19 protein-coding genes are annotated in these 21,561 nt (G+C 71.1%); 10 read left to right on the forward strand and 9 right to left on the reverse strand.

Annotated elements, in window-relative coordinates:
• Positions 1-1,821, forward strand: a complete 1,821-nt coding sequence (locus AOK09_RS09610; RefSeq protein ID WP_055586700.1) for an asparagine synthase-related protein — start codon at positions 1-3, stop codon at positions 1,819-1,821.
• On the opposite strand, the gene AOK09_RS09615 is transcribed toward AOK09_RS09610, so the two are convergent.
• Positions 1,808-3,001 carry a hypothetical protein gene (locus AOK09_RS09615; RefSeq protein ID WP_107101288.1) on the reverse strand — a complete coding sequence of 398 codons (1,194 nt, stop codon included), beginning with the start codon at positions 2,999-3,001 and terminating at the stop codon, positions 1,808-1,810. The two genes, AOK09_RS09610 and AOK09_RS09615, sit on opposite strands and share 14 nt — an antisense overlap.
• 1,104 nt (positions 3,002-4,105) lie before the next feature.
• Between AOK09_RS09615 and AOK09_RS09620 the strand changes: the two genes are divergently transcribed.
• From AOK09_RS09620 to AOK09_RS09635, 4 genes are all read left to right on the forward strand, one after another.
• Positions 4,106-5,443 (forward strand): chloride channel protein, encoded by a 1,338-nt coding sequence (locus tag AOK09_RS09620; RefSeq protein WP_055586702.1) that lies wholly within the window; start codon positions 4,106-4,108, stop codon positions 5,441-5,443.
• A gap of 165 nt (positions 5,444-5,608) precedes the next feature.
• Entirely contained in the window at positions 5,609-6,040 is a 432-nt protein-coding gene (locus AOK09_RS09625) for a DMT family transporter (RefSeq protein ID WP_265736711.1), read from the forward strand.
• A 316-nt stretch (positions 6,041-6,356) separates the two neighbouring features.
• Positions 6,357-7,235, forward strand: coding sequence for a universal stress protein (locus AOK09_RS09630; RefSeq protein ID WP_055586704.1), 879 nt, complete (start codon positions 6,357-6,359; stop codon positions 7,233-7,235).
• Between the two features lie 388 nt (positions 7,236-7,623).
• Entirely contained in the window at positions 7,624-8,685 is a 1,062-nt protein-coding gene (locus AOK09_RS09635) for a sulfite oxidase (protein ID WP_175609280.1), read from the forward strand.
• 115 nt (positions 8,686-8,800) lie between these two features.
• On the opposite strand, the gene AOK09_RS09640 is transcribed toward AOK09_RS09635, so the two are convergent.
• The 3 genes from AOK09_RS09640 to AOK09_RS09650 all read right to left on the reverse strand — a co-directional run bounded on the left by AOK09_RS09640 (position 8,801) and on the right by AOK09_RS09650 (position 12,670).
• Entirely contained in the window at positions 8,801-11,311 is a 2,511-nt protein-coding gene (locus AOK09_RS09640; RefSeq protein ID WP_055586705.1) for a CehA/McbA family metallohydrolase, read from the reverse strand.
• A 388-nt stretch (positions 11,312-11,699) separates the two neighbouring features.
• On the reverse strand, positions 11,700-12,101 hold the full coding sequence (locus AOK09_RS09645; protein WP_055586737.1) for a hypothetical protein: 402 nt from the start codon (positions 12,099-12,101) through the stop codon (positions 11,700-11,702).
• A gap of 62 nt (positions 12,102-12,163) precedes the next feature.
• Positions 12,164-12,670: a hypothetical protein gene (locus AOK09_RS09650; RefSeq protein WP_055586706.1), complete on the reverse strand. Its 507-nt coding sequence runs from the start codon at positions 12,668-12,670 to the stop codon at positions 12,164-12,166.
• A 270-nt stretch (positions 12,671-12,940) separates the two neighbouring features.
• Here AOK09_RS09650 and AOK09_RS09655 point away from each other — a divergent pair, with 270 nt between their 5' ends.
• The 4 genes from AOK09_RS09655 (at position 12,941) to AOK09_RS09670 (ending at position 15,633) form a co-directional block, all read left to right on the forward strand.
• Positions 12,941-13,882, forward strand: coding sequence for an ADP-ribosylglycohydrolase family protein (locus AOK09_RS09655; protein ID WP_245687199.1), 942 nt, complete (start codon positions 12,941-12,943; stop codon positions 13,880-13,882).
• Positions 13,879-14,496, forward strand: coding sequence for a hypothetical protein (locus AOK09_RS09660; RefSeq protein WP_055586708.1), 618 nt, complete (start codon positions 13,879-13,881; stop codon positions 14,494-14,496). Before AOK09_RS09655 ends, AOK09_RS09660 begins: the two co-directional genes overlap by 4 nt.
• A gap of 267 nt (positions 14,497-14,763) precedes the next feature.
• Positions 14,764-15,084, forward strand: coding sequence for a hypothetical protein (locus AOK09_RS09665; protein WP_055586709.1), 321 nt, complete (start codon positions 14,764-14,766; stop codon positions 15,082-15,084).
• Positions 15,085-15,150: 66 nt separating this feature from the next.
• Positions 15,151-15,633, forward strand: coding sequence for a DUF4240 domain-containing protein (locus AOK09_RS09670; protein ID WP_055586738.1), 483 nt, complete (start codon positions 15,151-15,153; stop codon positions 15,631-15,633).
• A gap of 173 nt (positions 15,634-15,806) precedes the next feature.
• Here AOK09_RS09670 and AOK09_RS09675 read toward each other — a convergent pair whose 3' ends face one another.
• From AOK09_RS09675 to AOK09_RS09685, 3 genes are all read right to left on the reverse strand, one after another.
• Complete coding sequence (locus AOK09_RS09675; protein WP_055586739.1) at positions 15,807-16,406, reverse strand: Imm21 family immunity protein; 600 nt, start codon at positions 16,404-16,406, stop codon at positions 15,807-15,809.
• 437 nt (positions 16,407-16,843) lie between these two features.
• A complete protein-coding gene (locus AOK09_RS09680) occupies positions 16,844-18,382 on the reverse strand; it encodes an ATP-binding SpoIIE family protein phosphatase (protein WP_055586710.1) in 1,539 nt (512 codons plus the stop codon).
• 116 nt (positions 18,383-18,498) lie between these two features.
• Entirely contained in the window at positions 18,499-19,713 is a 1,215-nt protein-coding gene (locus AOK09_RS09685) for a PP2C family protein-serine/threonine phosphatase (protein WP_245687200.1), read from the reverse strand.
• Positions 19,714-20,535: 822 nt separating this feature from the next.
• Between AOK09_RS09685 and AOK09_RS41275 the strand changes: the two genes are divergently transcribed.
• Entirely contained in the window at positions 20,536-20,760 is a 225-nt protein-coding gene (locus AOK09_RS41275) for a hypothetical protein (protein ID WP_055586711.1), read from the forward strand.
• A 267-nt stretch (positions 20,761-21,027) separates the two neighbouring features.
• Here AOK09_RS41275 and AOK09_RS40770 read toward each other — a convergent pair whose 3' ends face one another.
• On the reverse strand, positions 21,028-21,201 hold the full coding sequence (locus AOK09_RS40770) for a hypothetical protein (protein WP_169797013.1): 174 nt from the start codon (positions 21,199-21,201) through the stop codon (positions 21,028-21,030).
• 87 nt (positions 21,202-21,288) lie between these two features.
• Positions 21,289-21,552: an SDR family NAD(P)-dependent oxidoreductase gene (locus tag AOK09_RS09695; protein ID WP_245687201.1), complete on the reverse strand. Its 264-nt coding sequence runs from the start codon at positions 21,550-21,552 to the stop codon at positions 21,289-21,291.
• Positions 21,553-21,561 lie beyond the last annotated feature (9 nt).

A 21,561-nucleotide genomic window follows, 5' to 3' on the forward strand; every position in this document is an offset into this window, starting at 1 on the left:
ATGGAAGCCGTCCACCTGGAGCTGACCGACGGAGCGCCGTCGCTCTCGGTCAGCAGCTCGATGGTGCGGCGGGGACTGGTGACGACTGTGCACTCCCCGGTCGGCACCGCGGCGGTCGTCGGCTGGGTGGGCTCCGTATCCGGTCGGGAAGCAGGCGCACGCCGCCTCCTGGACGACTTCTCCCGACCTGGAGCCGACCGCTCTCCGCCGACCGGTGACTATGCGGCTGTGCTGGTGTACGGCGACCGCGTTCAGCTCGTACGCGACGGGCAGGCCCGTATACCGCTGTTCCTCAGGGAGTCCGGAGGCCGCGTCACGGGCGTGAGCACATCCGCGCGCCGACTGGGCTGTGGCGCGCGACTCGAGCCGCGCTACATGTGCCGGTACCTGACCGGGAACATGGCACAGCTCCACACACGGCTCACCCCCTTCGCCGGCGTGCAGCGAGTCCTGGGCGGGGAGGTGGTGGAACTCTCGGTCAACGGACGGATACGCAGCCAATCGCTGCGACGCCACGCCCTGGCCGGCGCCGTCTCCGCACCGGGCACGGAAACTCGACGCAGCGCCGCAGAGTGTCTCCGCGCGGCGCTGGAGCGGGCTGTCGACCGCCGGGTGGGTGGGATGACCGCATGCCATGTCTCGGGGGGTACCGACTCCACCAGCGTGGCTCTGCTCGTGGCGAGGAGACTGGCGGCCCGGCAGGATGAGCCTGGAAGTCTGGTCCTCGTCGCCGGGCGCTTCGGTGCAGGGGAGCTGTCCCAGGAGCAGCCCTATCTCGACGAAGCCGTGCTGGCGATCCGCTGTTATGCCCCCTCGGCCCGCTTGCTGATCATCGAGACCGGAGACATCGCCGACTTCGACGACTTCGAGCACCACGCAGGCGACCCGGACGAGCCTTACGCGCATGCTTTCCGTGCCCCCTTTTGGGCCAGGCTCCACACCGCGGCCGCAGAACTGGGCTGTGAGACTCTCCTGACCGGCTGCGGCGCCGATCCGATCGCGGACGCCAACCTGTTGCACCTGCACAGACTGGTGCGGCAGGGACAGTTGCGAAGCATGGTGGTACAGGCGCAAGCCTGGGCGGAGGCAAGCGAACGCACGCTACGGGAGATCGTCCTGCGCTCCGTGGTGGAGCCGAGTCTTCCGCTGACCGTGGAGCGCGTCGGCAGGTTGCTCCGCGGCCGGGGAACCGTCCTTCGGGGCCTCGGGAACTTCACCCGCCCGCGATGGCTGAGGTCCGACTTCGCCCGGGCGTACGGGTACCGGGGCGCAGGCAGGGCGGAAAGCCGTTTCATGTTCGGACGCAAGCCTGAGGAGTCCTGCTACGAAGCGGCCAACTACATTGCCGCTCCGGATCCCCTCTCCTGGTTTCGTGCCGAACGGGACGGATTCTTCCTCTCCCATCCTTTTCTGGACCCCGACGTCATCGGAACCATGTGCCGCCTGCCGCCCGAGGTGACCTTTCAGCCAGGCCGCCCCAAAGCTGTGCTGCGTGAGGCAATGGCAGATCTGCTCCCGTCACGGATCCGCGACCGGACCGTTAAAGTCCCCTTCGACGAGCTCCACACACGCGGCCTGCAGACCCACGGGGCCGAACTCATTGATCTGTGCCGGTCCGCCAGCCATCCTCTCGTTCCCGAGATTTTCGATGTCGAGACGCTGTGTCGAGCCCTGACAGAGGCCGTACTCGGCGTGGGGAACCCCTACGCCTGGGATCGCTTGAACGCCTCTCTCGCCCTTGTGGCCTGGCTGGAGCGCCTGGGCTGTTACTCGCGCAGCGTGCTGGCACCTCTTCCGGTTCCGGTGGTCACGCCTGCTTGATGTTCCAGAGCGTCTGATCGAGCCGGCCCGCGACGGCGTCGACGATGCCGTACCGGTTGTTCAGTTCGTACATCTCCGAAGCAGGAAGGATGCGGTCCTCCTCCCCCAGGCGTTTGATACTGGCGTAGAGGTCGACGCTGTGGGGTGAGAAAACCCACCAGAGGGTGACGTAGCGCGGGTCTCTAGTGTGCTCGGCGATCGCATTGTTCTCGCGAATCCGGCCGTGGTAGATGACGTAGTCGCCCTTGCCCTGCTGCCACTTCGGTACATGGTATGTGCGATCCCAGGAGTACCCGCTCCGAACTTCCTGCTCCAGACCCAGCCGGTCCTTGCGCGCCAAGTTCGCTGTCGCGTACAGCGACAACTGGTCGTAAGGGGTGCTGGCGGGCAGCTCCACAAGCTCCTGGGTGGCGAATGTGCCACCCGGCTCGATCCATTGGCCGGCGGACATCCACTCGCTCGCCTCGACCAGTTGGCCGGGCTCATGGATCTCCCTGCGAGAGAGCGGGTTGGAGGACCGCACGTCGCTGCGCCACTCAAGGGCAAGCCGGTCCGTGAGACTCAAAGGCACCCGGTATCCCATGACATGGAACTGCGTGCCGAACACATAGAAGCCCACTTCGCTGTGGTTCTCAAGCGTGATGTCGACCGGCAGGGCGAACGCGGTACCGTCCGGCTTCTTCACGGGCTGTCCCACGGCCATCCGGATGACCGGACTGGCCTCCTGATGAGACGGCTGATAGAGCTCGGTGTAGCTGAAGTTGGCGAGGGCGATACCCGTGGAGATGATCACTGCAGTCGCCACCCGCTTGGGAGCCGGGATCACGGCGGAACTCCGGTACACCATGACGGACGCCCAGACGGAGCCCGCCATGAGCAGACACCAGAGCGCCAGGTAGGGAATGGAGTCCCCGTCCGTGACCGTGGTGACCAACAGCAAGGCGTTGACCGACGCTGCTGTGACCGTACCGAAGAGCGCCACCATTCCGGACGAGCCACATCTGCGCCGGAACCAGTGGTCCACCACCGCGACGGAGCCCAGCAGTATGACGGCCGAGGCAAGGAGAAGGAGCGCGCCCGAAATGCGACCCGCGTAGGTCAGCGCCCCGGTGAGGTCCTCGGTGCCGAACCGGGCGAGGAACACCGTCGTCACCAAGAGGACGAGCAGGATCGGCAGCACCGTCGCCAGTGAGCGGACACGTCGCGAGGCCCATGGCACCCGTGGGTGCCGGCGAGGCCTGTCAGGGGTCTCCACGCCATCACCTTCCGCTGGAGCTCAAATGCCGCAGAGGGTCCCGCCAGCACAGGCGATCAGGCTGTGGAGCGGCCAGCCACAGGGAGGATCCGCGGAGCCGGGACGGGCGTGGATGGGCAGGGCACACAGGCCATCTCCTTCAGGTACGTATGCGAACCGGTGGCAGGCACCATCTTCCGTTGGGGCCCGGAGGATCACCACCCAGAAGCCTCCGGAAGGCCGACCTCACGTCCGACACCGGCGGACCATTCCCGCCGACCAGAAAACGGATCTCTCAACTCCTCGTCGCGGCGGATGCGGAAGGCGTCGTTGGCGCGGCCGGCCTTGTGGGAGGAGGTGGCGAGGGCGGCGCGTCGACGGACACCCAGTGACGCGCCCCGGTTCTTCGCCCGGCACCACGGAGTACAGGGCGCGTGCATCGTCACGGGCCGCTGGGTGGGGGCCGGGCGCAGCGCAAAACAATGCGAAACCGGTGCGAGTAGCAAGCTGGGGAGAATCGCTGCACCTTGACCGCATGACGCTTCCCACAGTTTCGCAGCCCGTTGCGAGGTCCTCCGCTCGACAGATCGCGTCGGCCGACGAGTTGGCCGACCTGATGAGGTCGACGGCCCGCGGCGACCACGATCCCCTCCGATCCGCCGGGCCGGCCCCTGGGACGGGGCCGTCCAACCCGGCGCACATCCCTCATTCGGAGGATCAGCGGTTGCGGATTGCCCCGCGATCGTCGCGGTTGCAGGCAGCGGTGGGATCGGTGTCCGCCGTGGCCCGAGGCCATGGGAGTGGCGACCCAGGCCGCCCTTGCGGAGCAGGCGCCGGGCTTCAAGCTGGCCATCGCCTGCTCGCGGACCGCACGGAACCGCTTCCGCCCGGGAGGGGGGACCAGCCGGGCGCAGACACTCATGGCCCCTGGAGGCCCGGCCTGTGCGGTCGGCGCGACACGCGAGCTGGGCACCCCTTCGGACTGCCGGCCCGGGAGACGATGCCCGGCGAGGACCCAGTGGCGCCCGGCTTCCCGAGGAAAGGCAAGCGATGGATGGCGGACCAGGCAGTGACCGCGGGAGGGACGAGTCCGGCGACGCGGGAATGCTGGAGCAGCCGAACCTTGTCGCGCCGGCGGACGTCCCTGCGCTGTCCGCGCGGTTCTGGATGCTGGTCGCGGCCACAGGTGTGCTCGCGGGGTGTGCGGGTGCCGCCCTGATGGCGCTGCTGAACGTGGTCGCCCACGTGACGTACTCCTCCCGGTCCGGCAGCTTCCTGACCGCCGTCGAGCAGGCTGGTGCGTCACGCCGGGTGGCGGCCCTGGCCGCCGCGGGGGCGGTGGCCGGGATCGGCTGGTGGCTGCTGCGGTGGTGGACGGGGCCCGGAGGCTCGGAGGTGAGCACGGCACTGTGGCGGGACAAGGGGCATCTGCCCCTGCGGCGGAGTCTGAGCACCGCGATCCTGTCCGTCGTGATCGTCGGCATGGGGGCGTCACTGGGGCGCGAGGGGGCACCGCGGCAAGCCGGCGCGGCGCTGGCCTCCCGGCTGTCCGACTGGGCCCGTCTGGACACCGCGCACCGCCGGCTGCTCGCCGCCTGCGGTGCCGGTGCCGGCATGGCGTGCGTCTACAACGTCCCCCTGGGCGGGGCGCTGCTGACGCTGGAGGTGATGCTCGGCGTCCTGTCGCTGCGGCTGGCCCTGCCGGCCCTGGCCGCCTCCTGTGTCGCCACCGCGGTCGCCTGGACGGTGTTGCCCACCGGACCCACCTACCACCTGCCCGAAGTGGGACTGTCCACGTCCCTGACCGTGTTCGCCGTCCTGATCGGGCCTCTCGCCGGGCTGATCGCGGTCGGCTGGGTGCGGATGATCCGGATCGCCCACGAACACCGGCCCACCGGGCGGTGGCTGCCGGTCACACCGCTGCTGGTGTTCACCGCGGTCGGCGTGCTGGCCGTCCCCTACCCGCAGTTGCTCGGCAACGGCAAGGACATCGTCCAGCTCACCCTCACCTCGCACCTCGCCGCCCCTCTCCTGGTGGCGCTGCTCCTCCTCAAGCCGATCGCCACCGCCGGGAGCCTGGGCAGCGGGGCCAGCGGCGGACTGTTCACCCCCACCATCGCCACCGGTGCCCTGCTCGGCTCCCTCGCAGGGCAGGGCTGGGCACACGCCTGGCCCGCCCCGGCCGCCGGCTTCGCGGTCATCGGCGCCGCCGCGGTCCTCGCCGCCGCCATGCAGGCCCCCATCGCCGCCGTCGTCCTGATGCTGGAACTCACCCGCACCATCGACGCCCTGATGGTCCCCCTGCTCTTCGCAGTCACCGGCGCCATGCTCGTCTCCCGCAGGCTCGACACACCGTCCATCTACTCGGTGCGCCTCCCCGCCCAATGACATCCCCGCACACGGCCACCCTCGCAGCAGTGTGCCGGGACGGCCGTCACCGCCGGAGGGCGGCGCGTGTGACGGCGAGGCCGGGGGTGCCCGGGCGGGGGCCGGTTCGACGGTGGTCTGCCGAGCGTACGAACCCGCCCCGGCATCTGGGAATGGCTGCCGCGCCTGGCAGTGGTCGCGGCCTGCGTCACCGTGCTGGTGCCGGCGGGGCTACGGACCTCCGGGCGGGTCCGCGCGGGTGTGTACGCGGCAGCCGCCGGGCTGCTCTTCGCGCTGCTGGACGCGCTGACGAAGAGCGCGGCAGGTCTGTTCCGGGACCGGGGCCTGGCCGCGCTGGTGCACTGGGAGCCGTACGCGCTGCTGCTCGTCGGCGGAGCGGGGTTGCTGTTGGCACAGAGTTCGTTCCAGGCGGGATCCCTGGCGGTCAGCCTCCCCCTCATCGACACCCTTGAGCCGATCGGCGCCGTCCTGATCGGTGCCGCCGTCCTCCACGAACGCCTGGCCACGTCCCGATACCTGGCCGTCCAGATCCTCGGCGCGGCACTGGCCGTGACCGGCATCGTCATCCTCGACAGGTCACCGCTGGTGCGCACCTGAACGGGACGCGTCGGCCGGTCACTCACCGCGCCGGCGCACGCGCTGGTCATCCTGGCCCGGTCCGGCAGCACGGCCGCGAACCCCGATGCGGCTGACGACCCCGCGCATGCCCGTCCACGGTGCCCGACGGCGCCCGGCCGGTCTTCTCCGGGCCGCCGAGGACATCGGCAGCGCGGCCGCCTCGCGCAGGCGCACCGGGCGCCGCCCGCTCGGCCGGAGAGCCCATGGCCGGATGCGCCGCGCGGCATGGTGGCAGAGGCTGGAGGAAGGCCGGAACCGGCAGACAGCAACGGCCCTTCGACAAGGAGGCGCGGCGATGGCCGACCCGGTCGTTGTGGGAGTCGACGGCTCACCGGCCAGTCTCGAAGCGGTCCGGACGGCCGCACATGAGGCCGTACTGCGCGGGACCGCCCTGCGGCTGGTGCATGCCTTCGGGTGGCCCTCGCTCCGTCCATCGCCCGATGTGCCGCCCTGGAACCCTGCCGCGGCGGGGGTGCGCGAGCTCGTGGACGGCACACTGGCCGGCGCCGAACAGCGGGCCCGCCAGGTCGCGCCACACCTGGACATCACCCGCGAGGTCACCGTCGGCGAGCCGCTGACGGTGCTGGAGATCGAGTCGCGTACCGCCTCCCTCGTCGTGGTGGGCAGCCGCGGCCTGAGCGCGTTCGGCAGCCTGCTGCTCGGCTCCACCGCCGTGCATCTGGCCGCCCACGGCCGTTGCCCGGTGCTCGTGGTACGAGGCGGACCCAACCCGACCGGTCCTGTGCTGCTCGCGGTGGACGGCTCGCCGGCGGGCGCAGAAGCCGTCGCATTCGCCTTCGCCGAGGCGGCCGTGCGCGGTGCGGGCCTGCTCGCCCTGCACGTGTGGAACACCTGGGGCAGACGGGCCTACGAAGGGCCCGGCGACCCGTTGACCATGCTGGTCGACATCGAGCGGCTGCGCACGGAGGAGCAGCAACTGCTGGACGACGCCCTGCCCCCGTGGCAGAGCCGCTATCCCCGTGTCACCGTGGAGCGGCGCCTGGTGCGCTCCCGGGTCCGCGTGGCCCTGATCGACGCAAGCCACGACGCGCAGCTGGTCGTGGTCGGCGCACGCGGACGCGGTGGCTTCACCGGCCTGCTGCTCGGCTCGGTCAGCCAGGCCCTGCTCCATCACGCGCACTGCTCCGTCGCCGTGGTTCGGGGCGAGGCGTAGCCAGGGCTTCCCGCGTCCGGCCACAGGGACGCAGCTGACCACAACGAACCCGATCCGGCCGGTGGTTGCCTACGGGATGTTCCCCCGCGCCCCGGAAGCCATGGGTGAACGAGCGTGGCGCAGAGGCGGGCACGCACCTGCGGCCTCGGCGGCGGATCGGACCCCCAGCGCTGACAGCAGGTCGTTGGCGCGCTTCCGCGCTACTGCTGGGGGGTGAGGCCGGCGCCGCCCCCGTCACGCCCCGCTCCACTTGTCCCCCACCTCCGCCGCCCGGCTCCGGGCCGGACTGCCGCCGGGACCAATCGAGCGAGGTCCGGCGACGGCGCGCATCCCCGGCGCACCGACCGGGTACCCGGCGGCAGTGGGACTGTGGGGAAAACGAGACGACATGCTGGTGCACGAAGACCAGCCCTTCAACGCCGAACCACCGCGACATGCGCTGGCAGACGCACTGCTCACGCCGTTGGACGCGTTCTACGTCCGCAACCACGGGCCGGTCCCGGAGATCGACGCCGAGCAGTGGAGACTGACGGTCGACGGCCTGGTCGCGCGGCCACTGCAGCTGTCGATGGAGGAGCTGCAGGGACGCTTCCCCGTGTCCGACGTGACAGCAACCCTGGCGTGCGCAGGCAACCGGCGTGCCGCCCTCGCCGCGGTGCGGCCGCTCCCCGGGGAGCACCTGTGGGGTCCGGGCGCGGTGTCCACAGCCCGCTGGACCGGTGTACGCCTCGCCGACATCCTCGCCGCCGCCGGTCCCCGGCCCGATGCCGCCCATGTCGCCTTCGGCGCTCCCGACCTCGCATCCGATGTCGACCCGCACCAGCCGTTCGGCGCCTCCGTACCCATGGGCAAGGCCCTCTCCCCGGAGGTGCTGCTGGCCTGGGCCATGAACGGACAGCCGCTGCCGACCGTGCACGGCGCCCCGCTGCGCGTGGTCGTCCCCGGCTGGATCGGCGCTCGGAGCGTCAAATGGCTCTGCCACATCACCGCGGCCCCCGAACCCTCCGACAACTACTTCCAGGCCGTCGCCTACCGCCTCCTTCCGCCGGACCCAGAGCCCTCCACGTCCCGCCCCGGTCTCGGAATCCCCCTCGGGCCCGCCCCGGTGACCTGCGACATCCTCTCCCCGGACGACGGCGCCCACGTCCCCGCCGGCCTCACACCGATCACCGGCTACGCGTACGCCGGCGAGGACCGCACCATCGCCCGCGTCGATGTCTCCCTGGACCACGGCCGCACCTGGACCCAGGCGAACCTGGACCCTCCGGCCGGGCCCTGGGCATGGCAGCACTGGCACAGCCTCCTCCAGCTGCCCGCGGGCACCACCGAGGTCACCGCTCGGGCCTGGGACACCACCGGCACCACCCAACCCGAAACCCCGCAGCAGCTGTGGAACCCCAAGGGCTACGCCAACAACTCCTGGGCACGGCTACGCGTCCACAGCACCTGACCCGCGCACCGGCGCCGTCTCCGCGGGAGCCGTGCGCCGGCTTCGCCCGCCACACCGCGGGCGCCGGGATGCGGACGCCCCCACCGGGCGGGCCGGCGGGGGCGTCCGGGACGGGTCAGGCGAGCCGGGCCCGGTAGACCTGCTGCGTGACGTCCCGCTGGAGGCGGGTGGCACCGCGGTCGGTGGTGAAAACGACCGTGCCGGCGTGCAGGGCCGGCCAGGTGTTGTTGCCGCGGGTGGTGACCTGCTCGGCGGCCGACCAGGAACCGCGGGAGAGGGTGGCGGTGAACACCTTCCAACGCCAGTCCGCGGACCGCGAGTCGTACCAGACCGCGCGCACCCGGCCGTCCGGGTCCTGGGCGAGCCGGGCACGCTGGCTCATGGCGTTCGGGTCGAGGGCGACCTGCTGGTACGGGCTCCACGTCGCGCCTCCGTCGGTGGAGGTGCTGGAGCGCAGCTGGAGGTTGGCGCCGGAGCTCTGGAGCGCGCCGGACTCCCAGCTCGCGACCAGGGTGCCGTCGGCGTCGGCCGCGACGCTCGGGTGCCGGTCGGCCCGGTCGGTGACCGCGCTGACCTTGACCGGGGCCTCCCAGCTGCGGCCGGGCGCCCTGCGGACCGCGGCGAGGATCTGCCAGTTGTCGGGGTCGGTGCCGCCGCTCGCGGGCTGCCCGGCGGGCGGGGTGTGGCCGGTCCACAGCGGGTCCGGGTCGTAGCGGTCGTCCTGCCACGTCACGACGGCGTGCCGCCCTCCGGTGACGGTGACCGCGGGGAAGAGCGAGGCGGGGAAGCGGGGCGAACGGGAGTCGTCCGGGGTGCCCGGGCTGGTGGTCTTCCCCGCCGCCGAGACGTTCACGGCCGCCTTGTCCACGCCGACGATCTGCGCGTACACGTCGAACGCGCCGCCGCTGTTGTCCGACCAGACGACGAGCGGGTGCCCGCCTTCCAGGACGGCCACCGCGGGGTTGATCGCCCGTCCGCGGCCCTTGCTGATCTTCTCCGGGGAGCCGAAGGAGGAGCCGCCGTTGCGGCTGCTCGCCATCAGGATTACGGGCTGGTGCGGCTGCTCCCTGCCCAGCTCGTCCTGCCACACCACCCACACGTCGTCACGGTCGGCCGCGATCCGCGGGAAGCGGGCGGTGGCGGACGTCCCGGACAGTACGCGTGCCTTGCCGGCGCGGCCCTTGCGGTCGATCTTGACGTGGACGATCCGGGTCGCCTGGTCCTCGTGGACCTCGGCCACCACGTGGGTCTCCCCGTCGACCACGGCCACGTCGGCGAAGCCGGCGAAGCCGCCCAGCTCGCCCACGGCCGGCTCCGCACGGTCGGCGGCGGTGTCGGCGGCGGGCAGCGGGATCTCGGGCTGCGGTTCGGCCGGGGCCCCGACGGACAGGAAGATCGGCGAGGTCGCCGCGCGCAGCTGGTCCGGCAGGTTCGGGTCGGCCTCGGAGCCCGAGGCGCTGCCCGGCGAGCGGACCTCGACCCGGTACCAGGTGTGGTCGGCGTGATCGAGCGTCAGCGGCAGCACGTAGGTCTCGGTCGCCTTGCGCGGGGTGAAGGTGGCGATCGGGCCGGCGCTTCGGCCGGGGGCGGCGTAGACGGAGACGGTGGTGCCGGCGCCGGAGGTGACCTTCACGCGCAGGCTCGCCTTGCGGGGCAGCGTGCGGGCCGGGACGACCACCTCGTCGCCGCCGATCGCCTCGTAGACGCCGTCGCCGTCGGCGTCGGCCTCGATGGTGGCGAAGACCGCGCCGATGTTCTGGGAGACGCTGGTGCGGCCGGCGCGGAAGCCGTCGAGGATCGCGCGGACCGACCGCTCGGCGGCGAAGACGCGGGTGGTGGGCTCGCCGGGGCTGTCGATGTCCCAGTACTCGCGGAAGTGGCAGTCGCTGGCGCCGGCCACACCGAAGCGGAAGCCGCGGTTCCAGCGGTTCTCCGCGTACTCCATCTCCACGTCGGGATCGCTGGCGACGTTCAGCACCTCGACGAGGTCGTGTCCCTGCACGCTGGCGTTGTCGTTGACGCCGCCGGCCCGGGTGTACTCGCCGTCGTCCGGGTGGGCCTGCGACCACACCGCGTTCTGGGCGTGCACATCCCACACCGACTGCTGGACGTGCCGGTAGGAGGCCGAGCCGGGCGGGTTGGCGCCGTCGACGAGGACGTCCACGTTGCCGAGCACGATGGCGTGCGGCGAGCCGTTGGCCTCCTCACCGGGCAGCAGGAGCAGCGCCGACGACTTCCACTGCGGGTCCCACACCTGGTCGTAGGTGCGGTGGTCGGTGAGCGGCATGAAGTCCAGGCCGACCTTCTCGCCCTGGCCGATCTGGTCGCCGACCGGCAGGTTGCCCGGCAGCGTCTGGTGCGAGACCTGGCGCGGCCCGCTGCCGTCGGACGAGTGGTCGTCGTGCACGTGGGTGTCGCCGGCCAGCCACTGGCCCTTGGGCGCCTTCGCCTTGTTGGCCATCGCCGCCGGGGTCACCGACGTGGACTCCGCCGCGGACGCCAGGCCGGTCTGGGTGCCGACCGCCACCGCGGCGACCGCCGCGCCGGTGGCGATGAGGAGGTTCCTGCGAGTGAGGGAGCCGGTCCCCTGCCGCGGCGAGGTGTCGGGGAGGGTCTGATCGTCCATCTGGCCATGTGCCTTTCGTTCGTCGGCCCGGGGGGGCCACGCGCCGACGCTAGGCAGGCCTTGGTGCGGGCGCATGAATTCGCGGCGAAGTTCTTCCCCCTCCGGGCGAAACAGCCCAGGTCAGACCGGCCGAGGACCACCAGCGGGACGGCGACCGGTCGCCGGCGCACCTCAGGCGCGGCACCCGCTCCGCACCGCCCGCCGAGCGGCGTCCGCAGTGAACTCCGGTACCGCGGGGCGTAGTTGCCGTCCCCCGTCGTGGGCGGACGACCGCGGGCAGGCCGATGGGCGCGCAGAAGAAGGCCCAGGCGAAGAAGACCACCCGCAAGCGCGGCGCGGGGTGAGGCGCAGCCCCACCCGCACTGCGAAGTGGGGTGTCCTCGGGCCATCACCATGTGCGCCACGTGTCCGTCAGCTGGTACCGCCCGAGACCGTGCCGGGCGGTGAGCGCCACGACATCGACGCCGTGCTCGGTGATGGCCTGGTCGATGTACTCACACAGTTCCTCACGCTCGTCGGTTTCGAAGGCACACCCACCATGGGTGGCGTTGACGGCGTTCAGGGCCAGGACGACGCGCTCGACCACGGCGAAGACCTGCGCGTCGTCGGCCTCGGCCAGCACGGGCAACTCGGCCTCGAAGGTGTCGAGGACCGCGTCGGTCGCCACCAACAGCTCTTCGGGAAACAAGCCGGCCATGCAGGCGCAGTCAGGATCCAAGGTTCCGGCGGCAAGCTCTTCGGCTTCCTCGGCTATGCCCCGTCGCCAACTCGTCGTCGGTCTCTCGGTCATGGAGCGGACCGTACAGCGCAGGTCTGACAGCGCGGAGGCTGCGGACTCCTGCCGATGCCGGCTCAGGCCGGAGGCCGCCACTCGCAATGATGCACGGGACGGTACACGCTGACGACGTTGAGGTGCACGGTGCCGTCGTCCAGCACGTCGAAAACGAACCCGGTCGAGAACGGCCCGGCCAAGAGGGCGCGCTGACTGCCGAAGGTGAGCTGCGGGTGCGGCTCCCAGGCGCAGCCTTCTGTCACAAGGGCTGCGAGGACCGCCTCGTAGGTGAGACAGGAGCGGTGGGTCTCGATCGCGCCGGTGTCCGGTGCGGGGAGGTCGATGTGTTCCCTCCAGGTCTGGATGCAGATCATGTCGACGTGGCGGCAACGGCAGACGGAGACCTCGATGTCGCCGTACGTCAGCAGTTGCGGCCAGGCCCGGTTCCTGCGGACCGCCATGGCCCCGGTCGGCTGCCCCCACACTCGGGTGATCTGCTCCAGCGGCCGGTTCATCGTGAGCGGTCCCCAGTCGCCGGTGCAGGCGAACCGCGCCAACCGGTTGCCGAGGTCTGCCGGTGACGTCATACGGCCATCCTTCCAGCCGGTTCGGTGAAGTTGGCCAGCAACTCCAACACCCGTGCGGCCCGCTTCCAGTCGTCCTCGTCATCGGCCGGCAGGGCCCAGGGTGCAGAGACCACAGAGGCAACTCCGGTGATCGCGATCGACGGCCCCAACCCCACCACAAGGGCTGCACAGTCGGTGCTTTGGGACGATGTACGGCGCACCGGTGCAGCTGCACAAAGCGGCGGGGAAACGGCTCGCTGCCGCGGGTGCGCGCCTGGCAGCATGCACGACATGGGTGATCGGCGGGCGGCGGCCCGGGACAGTGTGCAGGGGCTGGCGCTGGGTGATGCGTTCGGGGAGCGGTGGTTTCCGCTGTTCCGAGCGCCCGAGGCCGCGTATGCGCAGATCAGGGCACGGCGCATGCCGTCGGAGACACCGTGGTGCTGGACCGACGACACCGCCATGGCTCTGGGCGTGCTCCGGACGCTCCACGATCTGGGGGAGATCGAGCAGGACCACCTGTCCTGCGTGCTGGCCCAGACGTACCTCGCCGATCCGGCCCGGGGATACGGGGCGGGGATGCACGAGTTGCTGCCCCGGCTCGCCGAGGAACCGGCCGCGTGGCGGTCCGCGGCGCGGGGCCTGTTCGGCGGGCAGGGCAGCCTGGGCAACGGCGCGGCGATGCGTACGGCGCCTCTCGGGGCCTGGTTCCACGACGACCTCGACCGAGTGGTCGTCCAGGCGGTGCGTGCGGCCGAGGTGACTCACCGGCACCCGGAGGGGGTCGCGGGCGCGGTGGCCGTCGCGGTCGCAGCGGCGGGCGCTGCTGCGACGAGCGACCGGGCGTGTCCGATCGGCTCCGACTTCCTGCGCACGGTCGCCGAGTGCACGCCGCCCAGCCTGGTGCGCGACGGTCTTCAGCAGGCTGCCGACCTGCCCGGGGACGCCGCCGCGTGGAAAGCTGCCGACCTGCTCGGCAACGGTCAGCGGATCCGCGCCGACGACACCGTCCCCTTCGCCCTGTGGTCCGCCGCCCACCACCTGGACAGTCTCACCGACGCCCTGTGGACCACCGCCGAAGGCCTCGGCGACGTCGACACCACCTGCGCCATCACCGCGGGCGTCGTCGCTGCCCGCACCGGACTCCACCACATCCCTCACGAGTGGCTCGCCCGACGCGAACCACTCCCCCACTGGGTCGACACCCGGACCGAGCCGGGCTGCACGCCATGAGCAGCTTCCACACCCTCCGCGCCCGGGTCCACGACACATCCCTCCCGCCCCGTCGCCGCCTCTCCGCACTGCGCTCCTGCCTGCAGATGTTCGCCCCGTACGGCTTCCGGACCACCTACCACCACCTGGTCCACAGCGTCGGCATCCCCCGGCACCTCGACCGGGATCCCGACTCCCTGGTACGGGCCGTCGACGAACTCCACACGGCCCGGGAGCTGTGGCTGGCAGCGGAGCGCGAGTACGCCGAGCGCCGCCGACTCGAGAAACGGGCCGGCCAGCGCACACCCGCGCCCGCGGACGCCTGGCGGGTATGGACCCGGGGCTGGGGCAACGTCTCCTACTACTGCCCCGATCCGCGCCGACACCCCGGCTGCCACCTGACGGACGCCGTGCGACGCGGCAACCACCGCGCAAACCCGGCATCCCGGGGCTCCTGCCCGTTGTGTCAGGGCGTCGCCACCGTGGCATGGGCCGACGGACACCGCACCTACCAGCTCTGCGCCCACTGCGGCATCGCCCTCAGCCGGCAGCAGGCAGTCCACGACAGCGACCAGGCCGCCCAGGCCGCTCGCCAGTGGAGGGCCACCTGGCAGCGCCGGGACACCTCGATGTAGACGACCAACGTGGCACAGCCCAGTGACAGTCCTGGCCCGGCTGCACCTCCGCTGGACGACTGTCACCCCGTGGGGTGCGCCTCGAGGAACAGGACGGCAGCGGACAACAGCTCCGCCGCCCGCCCGGACGCCCGCCCGGACGCCCGCCGCTCCCGGCCGCGCCCACCGGAGATCGTTTCCCGCTCCCACATCAGCTCCCGATGTCAGAGCCGTCTGACATGCTGCCGGGCGACGAATGACGGCAACGGACAGCAGGGGCTGAGCGCGATGAGTTTCGAGGGCCAGGTCTGGCGTCTGGTACGCCAGGAAGAGCTGGTGGGCGAGATCCTGGTCGAGGAGGCCGACCAGCCGTGGCTTCGCGGACGCTTCGTGCCGAGTACAGCGTTCTTCGCAGTCGAGCCGCTCTTCACGCGGTCGCACGCGCTGTCCGAGGCCGAGGACTGGGAGGCCTTCGAGGAGGCTTACGACGAGATCACCAAGACCATGTCACTGGTCTCCCCCTCTGGCCCGGTCGCCGAGTTCCTCCTGCACATCCATGACGAGAAGGCCTGGTTCCGCTGGAGCGACGAGCAGTTCGACGACGAGTAGGCCCATCACGTGACGGGCGCTTCGAGTTCAGCTGCAAACAGTGAAGGCGACCCGGGACTGCCGGTGATGACCTGGGCACAGTTCTGGCACCTGATCGACGTGCTCGGCGGCGAGGCCGGCGTGGAGACGTGCGAGCGCTTCGAAGAGGCCTGCGCCCGCCTTACCGACATCCTCGCGCACAAGTCAGCGGGCCAGATCATCGGCTTCGGTGAACGCCTCGCGGAGGCTCTCCACCGACTGGACCAGGAGGTCTTCGGCACCCTGCCCATCCTCGGGATGAAGCTGTCCGACGGCTCGCCGTTTCCGCAGTCGTACGACAGCTTTCTGTACTCACGCGCTGCCGTGGTAGCCGCCGGCCGCCAGACCTACGAGAGCGTCTTCGGCCATCCGGAGTGCTTCGCACGGTTCACCGCGCGCCAGGGCGAGACATTGCTCTACGTCCACGAGGAGGCATTCGAGCGGGCAACCGGGACGAAGTGGGATCGTCTCACCCGCTACACCTACGAGTCCTGCTTGAACAAAGACGTCTGGGCTGATCTCCGCGACTGAAAGCCTGACGTCGGGATATAACGCACTGCGACCAGACTTGCCGCTGTCCGAAGTCTCGCGTAGTAGACGAGAAGGCTCCTGGAACCATCGCGTCGGGGTCGTAGTCGATGCACACGGGGCAGTGCTCAGCCGGCTGGGCGAAAAAGCAGCCTGATCGCCTCGCTGAGGGCTCATCACGCTTGACTCGGTGCCTGAAGCAGAAGTTGGACCATGCCCACGGAGGTGTCCTTGAATGGTGACACGTGGGCGGCGCGGACCAACCAGCTGCCGGACGGCAGCGCGACGGAGGCCTGCTCTGGCATGCCTTTGCCGTCCGGATACTCGACGCCGAGCTCGGCGCCGGCGATTACGGAGTCCATGAGCACTGCGGGGCCGTCCGTGTTCCATATGCCGCACTCGTCCCACTCGATGGTGGGGTCGGCAAGCACAGCCTGAGCCGCGGCGATCAGGTCTGCTTCGCTGTCGGCGCCCAGCCAGCGGACAAAGACCTGATGTTCCGCCAGATAGAAGCTGCTGGCTGGCTCATCCGCCAAGACAAGTCCCTGGGCGCCGGCCTCACCGACGGCGATCACACCAGCCAGACCCTCCACCTCGCAGGCGCGGTCGTAGTCGTCCAGCACCTCGCCACTGCCGACGACTATCCCCGTCCCAGTGCAACCGTGCCACTTGGCCAATGCGGAGACCGGCACCGCGATCAGCGGACCGCCCATCGACTGGACCCAGGTCCGGGAAGGCTCGGGCGAGTCGGCTGCGGCGCAGGGGAACGTCGTCACGACCGCCAGTATCCCCGGAGCTCCGGTCTTCGGTTCGAGCCCGGGGGTCACTCCCGGTGGACCGACAAGCTGCTCATTGCCGGAGCAAGTCACCCTCGGTGCCGTGCCTGCCGACCCCGGGCGTCCGCGGAGCCCGACAGGCCGATCAGCTCTCGAGCCCGAGCCCGGGGGCCGGACCCCGTCAGCCGGGCAGGAGGTTGTTCTCCGGGCCGGTGGCCTCCTCGACGGAGCGGCGGTGTACGGCATCTCGCCCATGGTGTCGATGAGCGCCGGGGCAGCCGCGCGCAGGGGTGCGATCGGCCGCGGTGGCCGCCCCTTCACTCCGCCCCGCTGCCCTCCGGCAATCCGGCAATCCGGCCGTCAGGCATGCCCGCGCCGAAGGTGCATGTCTCCCCGGGCGGGTACCTCCGCTGAGGCGACGCGCCGTGTGTCCCGTCCTATGTTTCGTGTTGCGGGGTGTGTTCGGCCCAGATGGTCTTGCCTCGGGGGTGGTGGCGAGTGCCCCAGCGGCAGGTGAGCTGCGCGACGATGAAGAGCCCGCGGCCGCCTTCGTCGAGGGTGCGGGCGCGGCGCAGGTGAGGAGTGGTGGTGCTGCCGTCGGTGACCTCGCAGGTGAGACGGGTGTCGCAGCGGATCAGGCGGAGATGCAGCGGTGGCTGGGCGTGGCGGATGGCGTTGGTGACCAGTTCGCTGACAATCAGGACGGTGGTGGGGGCGGCGTCGTCCAGGCCCCAGTCCGTCAGCTGGGCGGTGACATGTCTGCGCGCGGCGGAGACGGCCGCTGGATCGGCGGTGAGGTCCCACGTGGCCACGGTGGTGGTGTCGAGTGTGTGGGTTCGTGCGGCGAGCACACGCAGTTGACGGGGGCCACCCTCCGTCGCAAGGGCCTGCAGGGCGGTGTCGCAGGTGGCTGCGAGCGAGGACTGCGGTTCGATGTGTCGTTCGGCCACGGTGGACCCATCGGTCCTGGTCCCGGAAACGGTTGGCGTCCCGGAACCGGTTGGCGTCGCGGAGCCGGTTGGCGTCGCGGAGTGCGTGTGCAGCAGGAGCACGCTGCCTCTGCCGAGCCGGATCTCCGCGGTCGCGAGATGCGCTCGCGCGCGTCCGAGCGGTGTTCCAGAGGGAAGCTCGACGGCGCTGGGCACACCTTCGGGGCTGATGACGGTGGGGGCGGGATGGCCGGCGGAAGCAAGGGTGCAGTCTGCCGTGACGGGATCGTAGACGGCGTACAGGCAGCTTGCCGTGACGTCGTGGGTGGCCTCGTCCGGTTGGAGCCGGTGGAGGACGTCCTGGAGGTGGGTCAGCGTCTCGTCCGGTTGCATGTCGATGTCCGCCAGCGTCCTTACTGCGGCGCGGAGTTCGGGTACCAGGGCGGGGGACGGTTCCCCGTCCTCGGTCACGCTGCCGGCGACCAGTGCGACCCGGGCTCCGGACAGGGGGATGGCGTCCAGCCAGTGGGCCTGCGGACTTCCGTCATCGGCCCGGCCGTACGCGAGTTCCACTGCTGCCGGTTGCGGGAGGTGCCCGGTCGGGGGTCCCCCGGCAAGCGGGGACGCGCGCAGATCGCCGGTGTCCTGAGGTGGTGCAGGAGCGATGCGGCCCCTTTCCTCACCGTCCGGGGGAGAGACGGCGAAGTCGCACGCGTCCTTCCGGCGGATCCGGACTCGGCAGATGACCAGGCTCATGACCAGGGAGAGCAGGGCCACGGTGACGACAACCGTCCGGCCGCCCTCCGACACACCCGGGATGGCGAAGCCGTAGATGGCCACGCTGGTCGCCAGCGTGCAGGCTCCGACGATCAGGGTGTCCCTCATGGGCAGCAGTGCCGCCGCTATCAGGGGTGCCAGGACCGAGTAGTCCGACCAGCGGACCATGCCCAGGGCGGAGGCGTTCAGTTGCAGTGCGCAGGCCGCAGCGAGATAGCCGGCGAGCAGTGTGTTCGGATGCCGGAGCAGGAGGAGTCCGGTCGTGGCCATCCTCGTCACCGTCCCTTGTGATGTCGTGCGCGGTCCCTGCGAGATGGTGCGCATGATGTGCGTTGCAGGGCTCGGGGTGGTCTTCGCGGGCGTGCGGGCCTTCGGACTGTGGACGTTCACGACGGAGCCTGTTCGGAGCGGACGGGGCGCCTGGGGTGATGGACGGCGACAAGGGCCAGGTCGTCCTGGAGGTTCTTGCCCGCATGCCGGTCCACATCGACGCTGATGTGCTGTACCAGGCGCCTGGGGCAACCCCAGGTCCACGTCTCGGCACGGTCGAGCACGGGGAAGAAGGTGCCTGCGGAATCGCGGGCCTCCGCCAGGCCGTCGGTGTAGAGGAGGAGGGTGTCTCCGGGACCGAAGGCGACGGTGTCGAGGGAGAAGGCGTTGGGAGTGTCCGCTGCGAGCCCCAGCGGCGGTGCGGGCCGTGTGACGGACAGCAGGGTGAGCCGGCTGCCCTGGCGCAGCAGAGGCGGCGGGTGCCCACAGCTGACCACTCTGGCGATTCCCTCGTCGTCGGGGAACTCGATCAGCAGGGCGGTGATGAACCGCTCACTGCTGTCGGGGGCGATACGGGACAGCTCGCTCAGGTGCCTGCGAACGCTGCGTTCGAGGGAGGCCGCGAGTTCCGGGAGGGTGCGGTACTGCTGGGCCGACTCCCGGAAAGCGCCCAGGACCGCGGAGGCGTCGTCGATGGCCGGGAGGCCCTTGCCGCGGACGTCTCCGATGAGGATGCGTGTGGTGTGCCCGGTGCGGGCGGCTGCGTACAGATCGCCGCCCACCAGTGCGTGTGCCGCCGCTGCGCGATACATGGATGCGACGCGTAGGGGACCCAGTTGCGCCGGGATCGGCCGGAGCAGCACGCGCTGGGCTGCTTCGGAGACGGCCCGTACCTGGGCCAGTTCACGCAGGTCGCGGTCGTGCACGGTCCGGGAGGCGATGACGAACGCGGAGACGATGAGGACCGATCCGATGTGGATGGGCAGCAGTGGCGAGTGGAGCAGGCCGTCGTGCCGGTCCACGAGGAGCACTGCCGCGGCCGTCAGGAGCGCGACGACGCCGGTGAAGCGTGCTCGTGCGAACGTGCCCGTGCACGTGGGGGCTGCCACGAGCAGCGGGGACAGGTGAACCGCGAGGGGCGCGAACGACGCACCGGAGGTGATGGCCGCGATCAGCAGGAGCGGAGGGACCGCGTGGCCGCGCAGGCCCAGGGGTCCGGTGCCGCGGCCACGGGCCTTCAGCCGCTTGGGGACTCCGGCGCCCGGGAGTGAGCGGGCTCCCTCGTGGGTCGCGCACCAGGTGACGGGGGTGCGCGGGAAGAAACGCCTCACCAGTCGGGGGTGCGACCGGGTTTTTCCGGTAGGGCTGCGTCGTATCAACATGGCGGCTCTCGTGCCAGCACGGTGGCGAAGGGTGGGGTTGCGACCCGCCGGGCCGTCTCGGCAGTGCTGCCCGGACGGGAAAGGGAATCGGCGGCGGGCCGGCCGGACCGTCCCGCGGCCGCTCGGTGACAGTCGCCACTCGCCTCTGAGGCTCGGGGATCGGTGTCTGTCCGATGGCACTTTCGCGGGCCCACTGCCCGACCGCGCCGTCCAGGGTGCTACGGCGTCACGGGCGATGTGCCGAGGGGCCCCACGTCGGCTCGCGAGCAGATGGATGCCGACCTCGGTCGATCCGGGCGGCGGTATTAGATTCTGCCCGCCATCTTACACGCCCGGGGCGTCGTCCATGGCCTCAGGGGCGTGGACGTTTTTGCGCGCATTCGCTGGTGCGACGGGTCGGCCGCGAGCGCCGGCCGGCAGGGGCTGCGGCAAGCCGTGGACAGCAGGCGCAATTCTTGGAAGGAGAGCGTCGATCGGCTGGTGGTGATGACGACTCGCGATGCGGCAGCGGCCGGCCGGCATTACGGAGGTGATCACATCGATCGGACTCACTCAGGGCGGCTTCTCCAAGCAGTTCGCCACCCAAGCCGCTCTCGTCGACGAAGCGGCCGCCAAGGCCTTCTCCGACAACTTGTGGGACCTCGTGGCTCTGGTGGACCGTGACACCGGGGGCACCAGGCGGCGTGGCAGTCACTGTTCGAGTCCTGTGTCTCCGTCGAGCACCGCGACAACCCCGGCACCGGTTGTCCCGCCGCCGGTTTCGCGGGCGACGTGGCACGTGAGCCCGAGTACCGGGAGACATTCGCCAGGGGCGTCCAGGGGCGCGCGGGGTGGATCGCGCCTGGCAAGGTCGGCCTGGCGGCCTACGCCACCCTCGTCGGCGGCATCCTGCTGGCCCGTGCGACCGCGGGCGCACCCTTGTCCGAGCAGATCCTGCAGGCCGCGCATGCGGCGGTGGCGAGGGCTGCCGAGAGCGGTCAGGCGGAGACCGGCTGAGGCGTACACCTCAGCGTCGTGCCGCCCTGGGGCTACGCCATCGCCTTCCGGAGCTGACGGTCTTCGACCACGGGGCCCGGCGTCGTGGGGCACGGCGCCAGCCGGTGTGCCGACCACCGCGTCCCCACCGCGTGGAGAACGGAAGCAGAAGAAGCCCGTCGCCGAGGGGCTGCACGGCAGGCAGCCGGGCTGACGCGCCGGGCCCCCCTCACCGGCGCAGGGCACCGGAGCCGGGGGCGCGCGGCCCCCGGCTGCTCGGCCCCGGTCTCAGCAGCTGGCACAGCGTTCGGCGGAGTGTGCGAGGGACAGGCCCAGGATGAGTTCCTGGCGGGCGTTCTCGTACTCCTCCCACTGGGCGCACTCCGGCAGCGAGGGAAGCGTGCCCAGCTCACCGGCGTCGAGACCGGCGAGCCCCGCCCGCGCGGCGTCGCGGGGTGTCATGACGACCTCAGGTTGAGGGTGATCAGCCACTCCAGCCGGTCCGGGTCCACCTCGGACAGGGGCCGAAAACGGCGCTGCCGGCGTTGTTCACCAGCATGTCGATCGAGGGGTCGGCCGCCAGACGTCCTCGACGCTCCGTACGCCCCACGGCGTGGCCAGGTCGGCGCTCAGCACCGAGACCTCGACGCCGCAACGCTCCGCGAGTTCGGCTGCGGCGGACGCCAGCCGCGCCTGGTCACGAGCCACGAGCAGCAGGCTGTGCCCCCGCGCCGCGAGTTCCTCGGCGTAGGCGGCGCCCAGACCCGCGGTCGCGCCGGTGACGAGCGCCGTCCCGGCCCTCTGTGTGGACATGGCCGCCTT

Source organism: Peterkaempfera griseoplana (genome assembly GCF_001418575.1).
Taxonomy (GTDB): Bacteria; Actinomycetota; Actinomycetes; order Streptomycetales; family Streptomycetaceae; genus Peterkaempfera; species Peterkaempfera griseoplana.

Coding starts and splice junctions, on each gene's coding strand:
- AOK09_RS09610 (WP_055586700.1), top strand. CDS start 1: ATGGAAGCCGTCCACCTGGAGCTGACCGACGGAGCGCCGTCGCTCTCG.
- AOK09_RS09620 (WP_055586702.1), top strand. CDS start 4,106: ATGGATGGCGGACCAGGCAGTGACCGCGGGAGGGACGAGTCCGGCGAC.
- AOK09_RS09630 (WP_055586704.1), top strand. CDS start 6,357: ATGGCCGACCCGGTCGTTGTGGGAGTCGACGGCTCACCGGCCAGTCTC.
- AOK09_RS09635 (WP_175609280.1), top strand. CDS start 7,624: ATGCTGGTGCACGAAGACCAGCCCTTCAACGCCGAACCACCGCGACAT.
- AOK09_RS09640 (WP_055586705.1), bottom strand. CDS start 11,311: ATGGACGATCAGACCCTCCCCGACACCTCGCCGCGGCAGGGGACCGGC.
- AOK09_RS09645 (WP_055586737.1), bottom strand. CDS start 12,101: ATGACCGAGAGACCGACGACGAGTTGGCGACGGGGCATAGCCGAGGAA.
- AOK09_RS09650 (WP_055586706.1), bottom strand. CDS start 12,670: ATGACGTCACCGGCAGACCTCGGCAACCGGTTGGCGCGGTTCGCCTGC.
- AOK09_RS09655 (WP_245687199.1), top strand. CDS start 12,941: ATGGGTGATCGGCGGGCGGCGGCCCGGGACAGTGTGCAGGGGCTGGCG.
- AOK09_RS09660 (WP_055586708.1), top strand. CDS start 13,879: ATGAGCAGCTTCCACACCCTCCGCGCCCGGGTCCACGACACATCCCTC.
- AOK09_RS09665 (WP_055586709.1), top strand. CDS start 14,764: ATGAGTTTCGAGGGCCAGGTCTGGCGTCTGGTACGCCAGGAAGAGCTG.
- AOK09_RS09670 (WP_055586738.1), top strand. CDS start 15,151: ATGACCTGGGCACAGTTCTGGCACCTGATCGACGTGCTCGGCGGCGAG.
- AOK09_RS09680 (WP_055586710.1), bottom strand. CDS start 18,382: ATGGCCACGACCGGACTCCTCCTGCTCCGGCATCCGAACACACTGCTC.
- AOK09_RS40770 (WP_169797013.1), bottom strand. CDS start 21,201: ATGACACCCCGCGACGCCGCGCGGGCGGGGCTCGCCGGTCTCGACGCC.
- AOK09_RS09695 (WP_245687201.1), bottom strand. CDS start 21,552: ATGTCCACACAGAGGGCCGGGACGGCGCTCGTCACCGGCGCGACCGCG.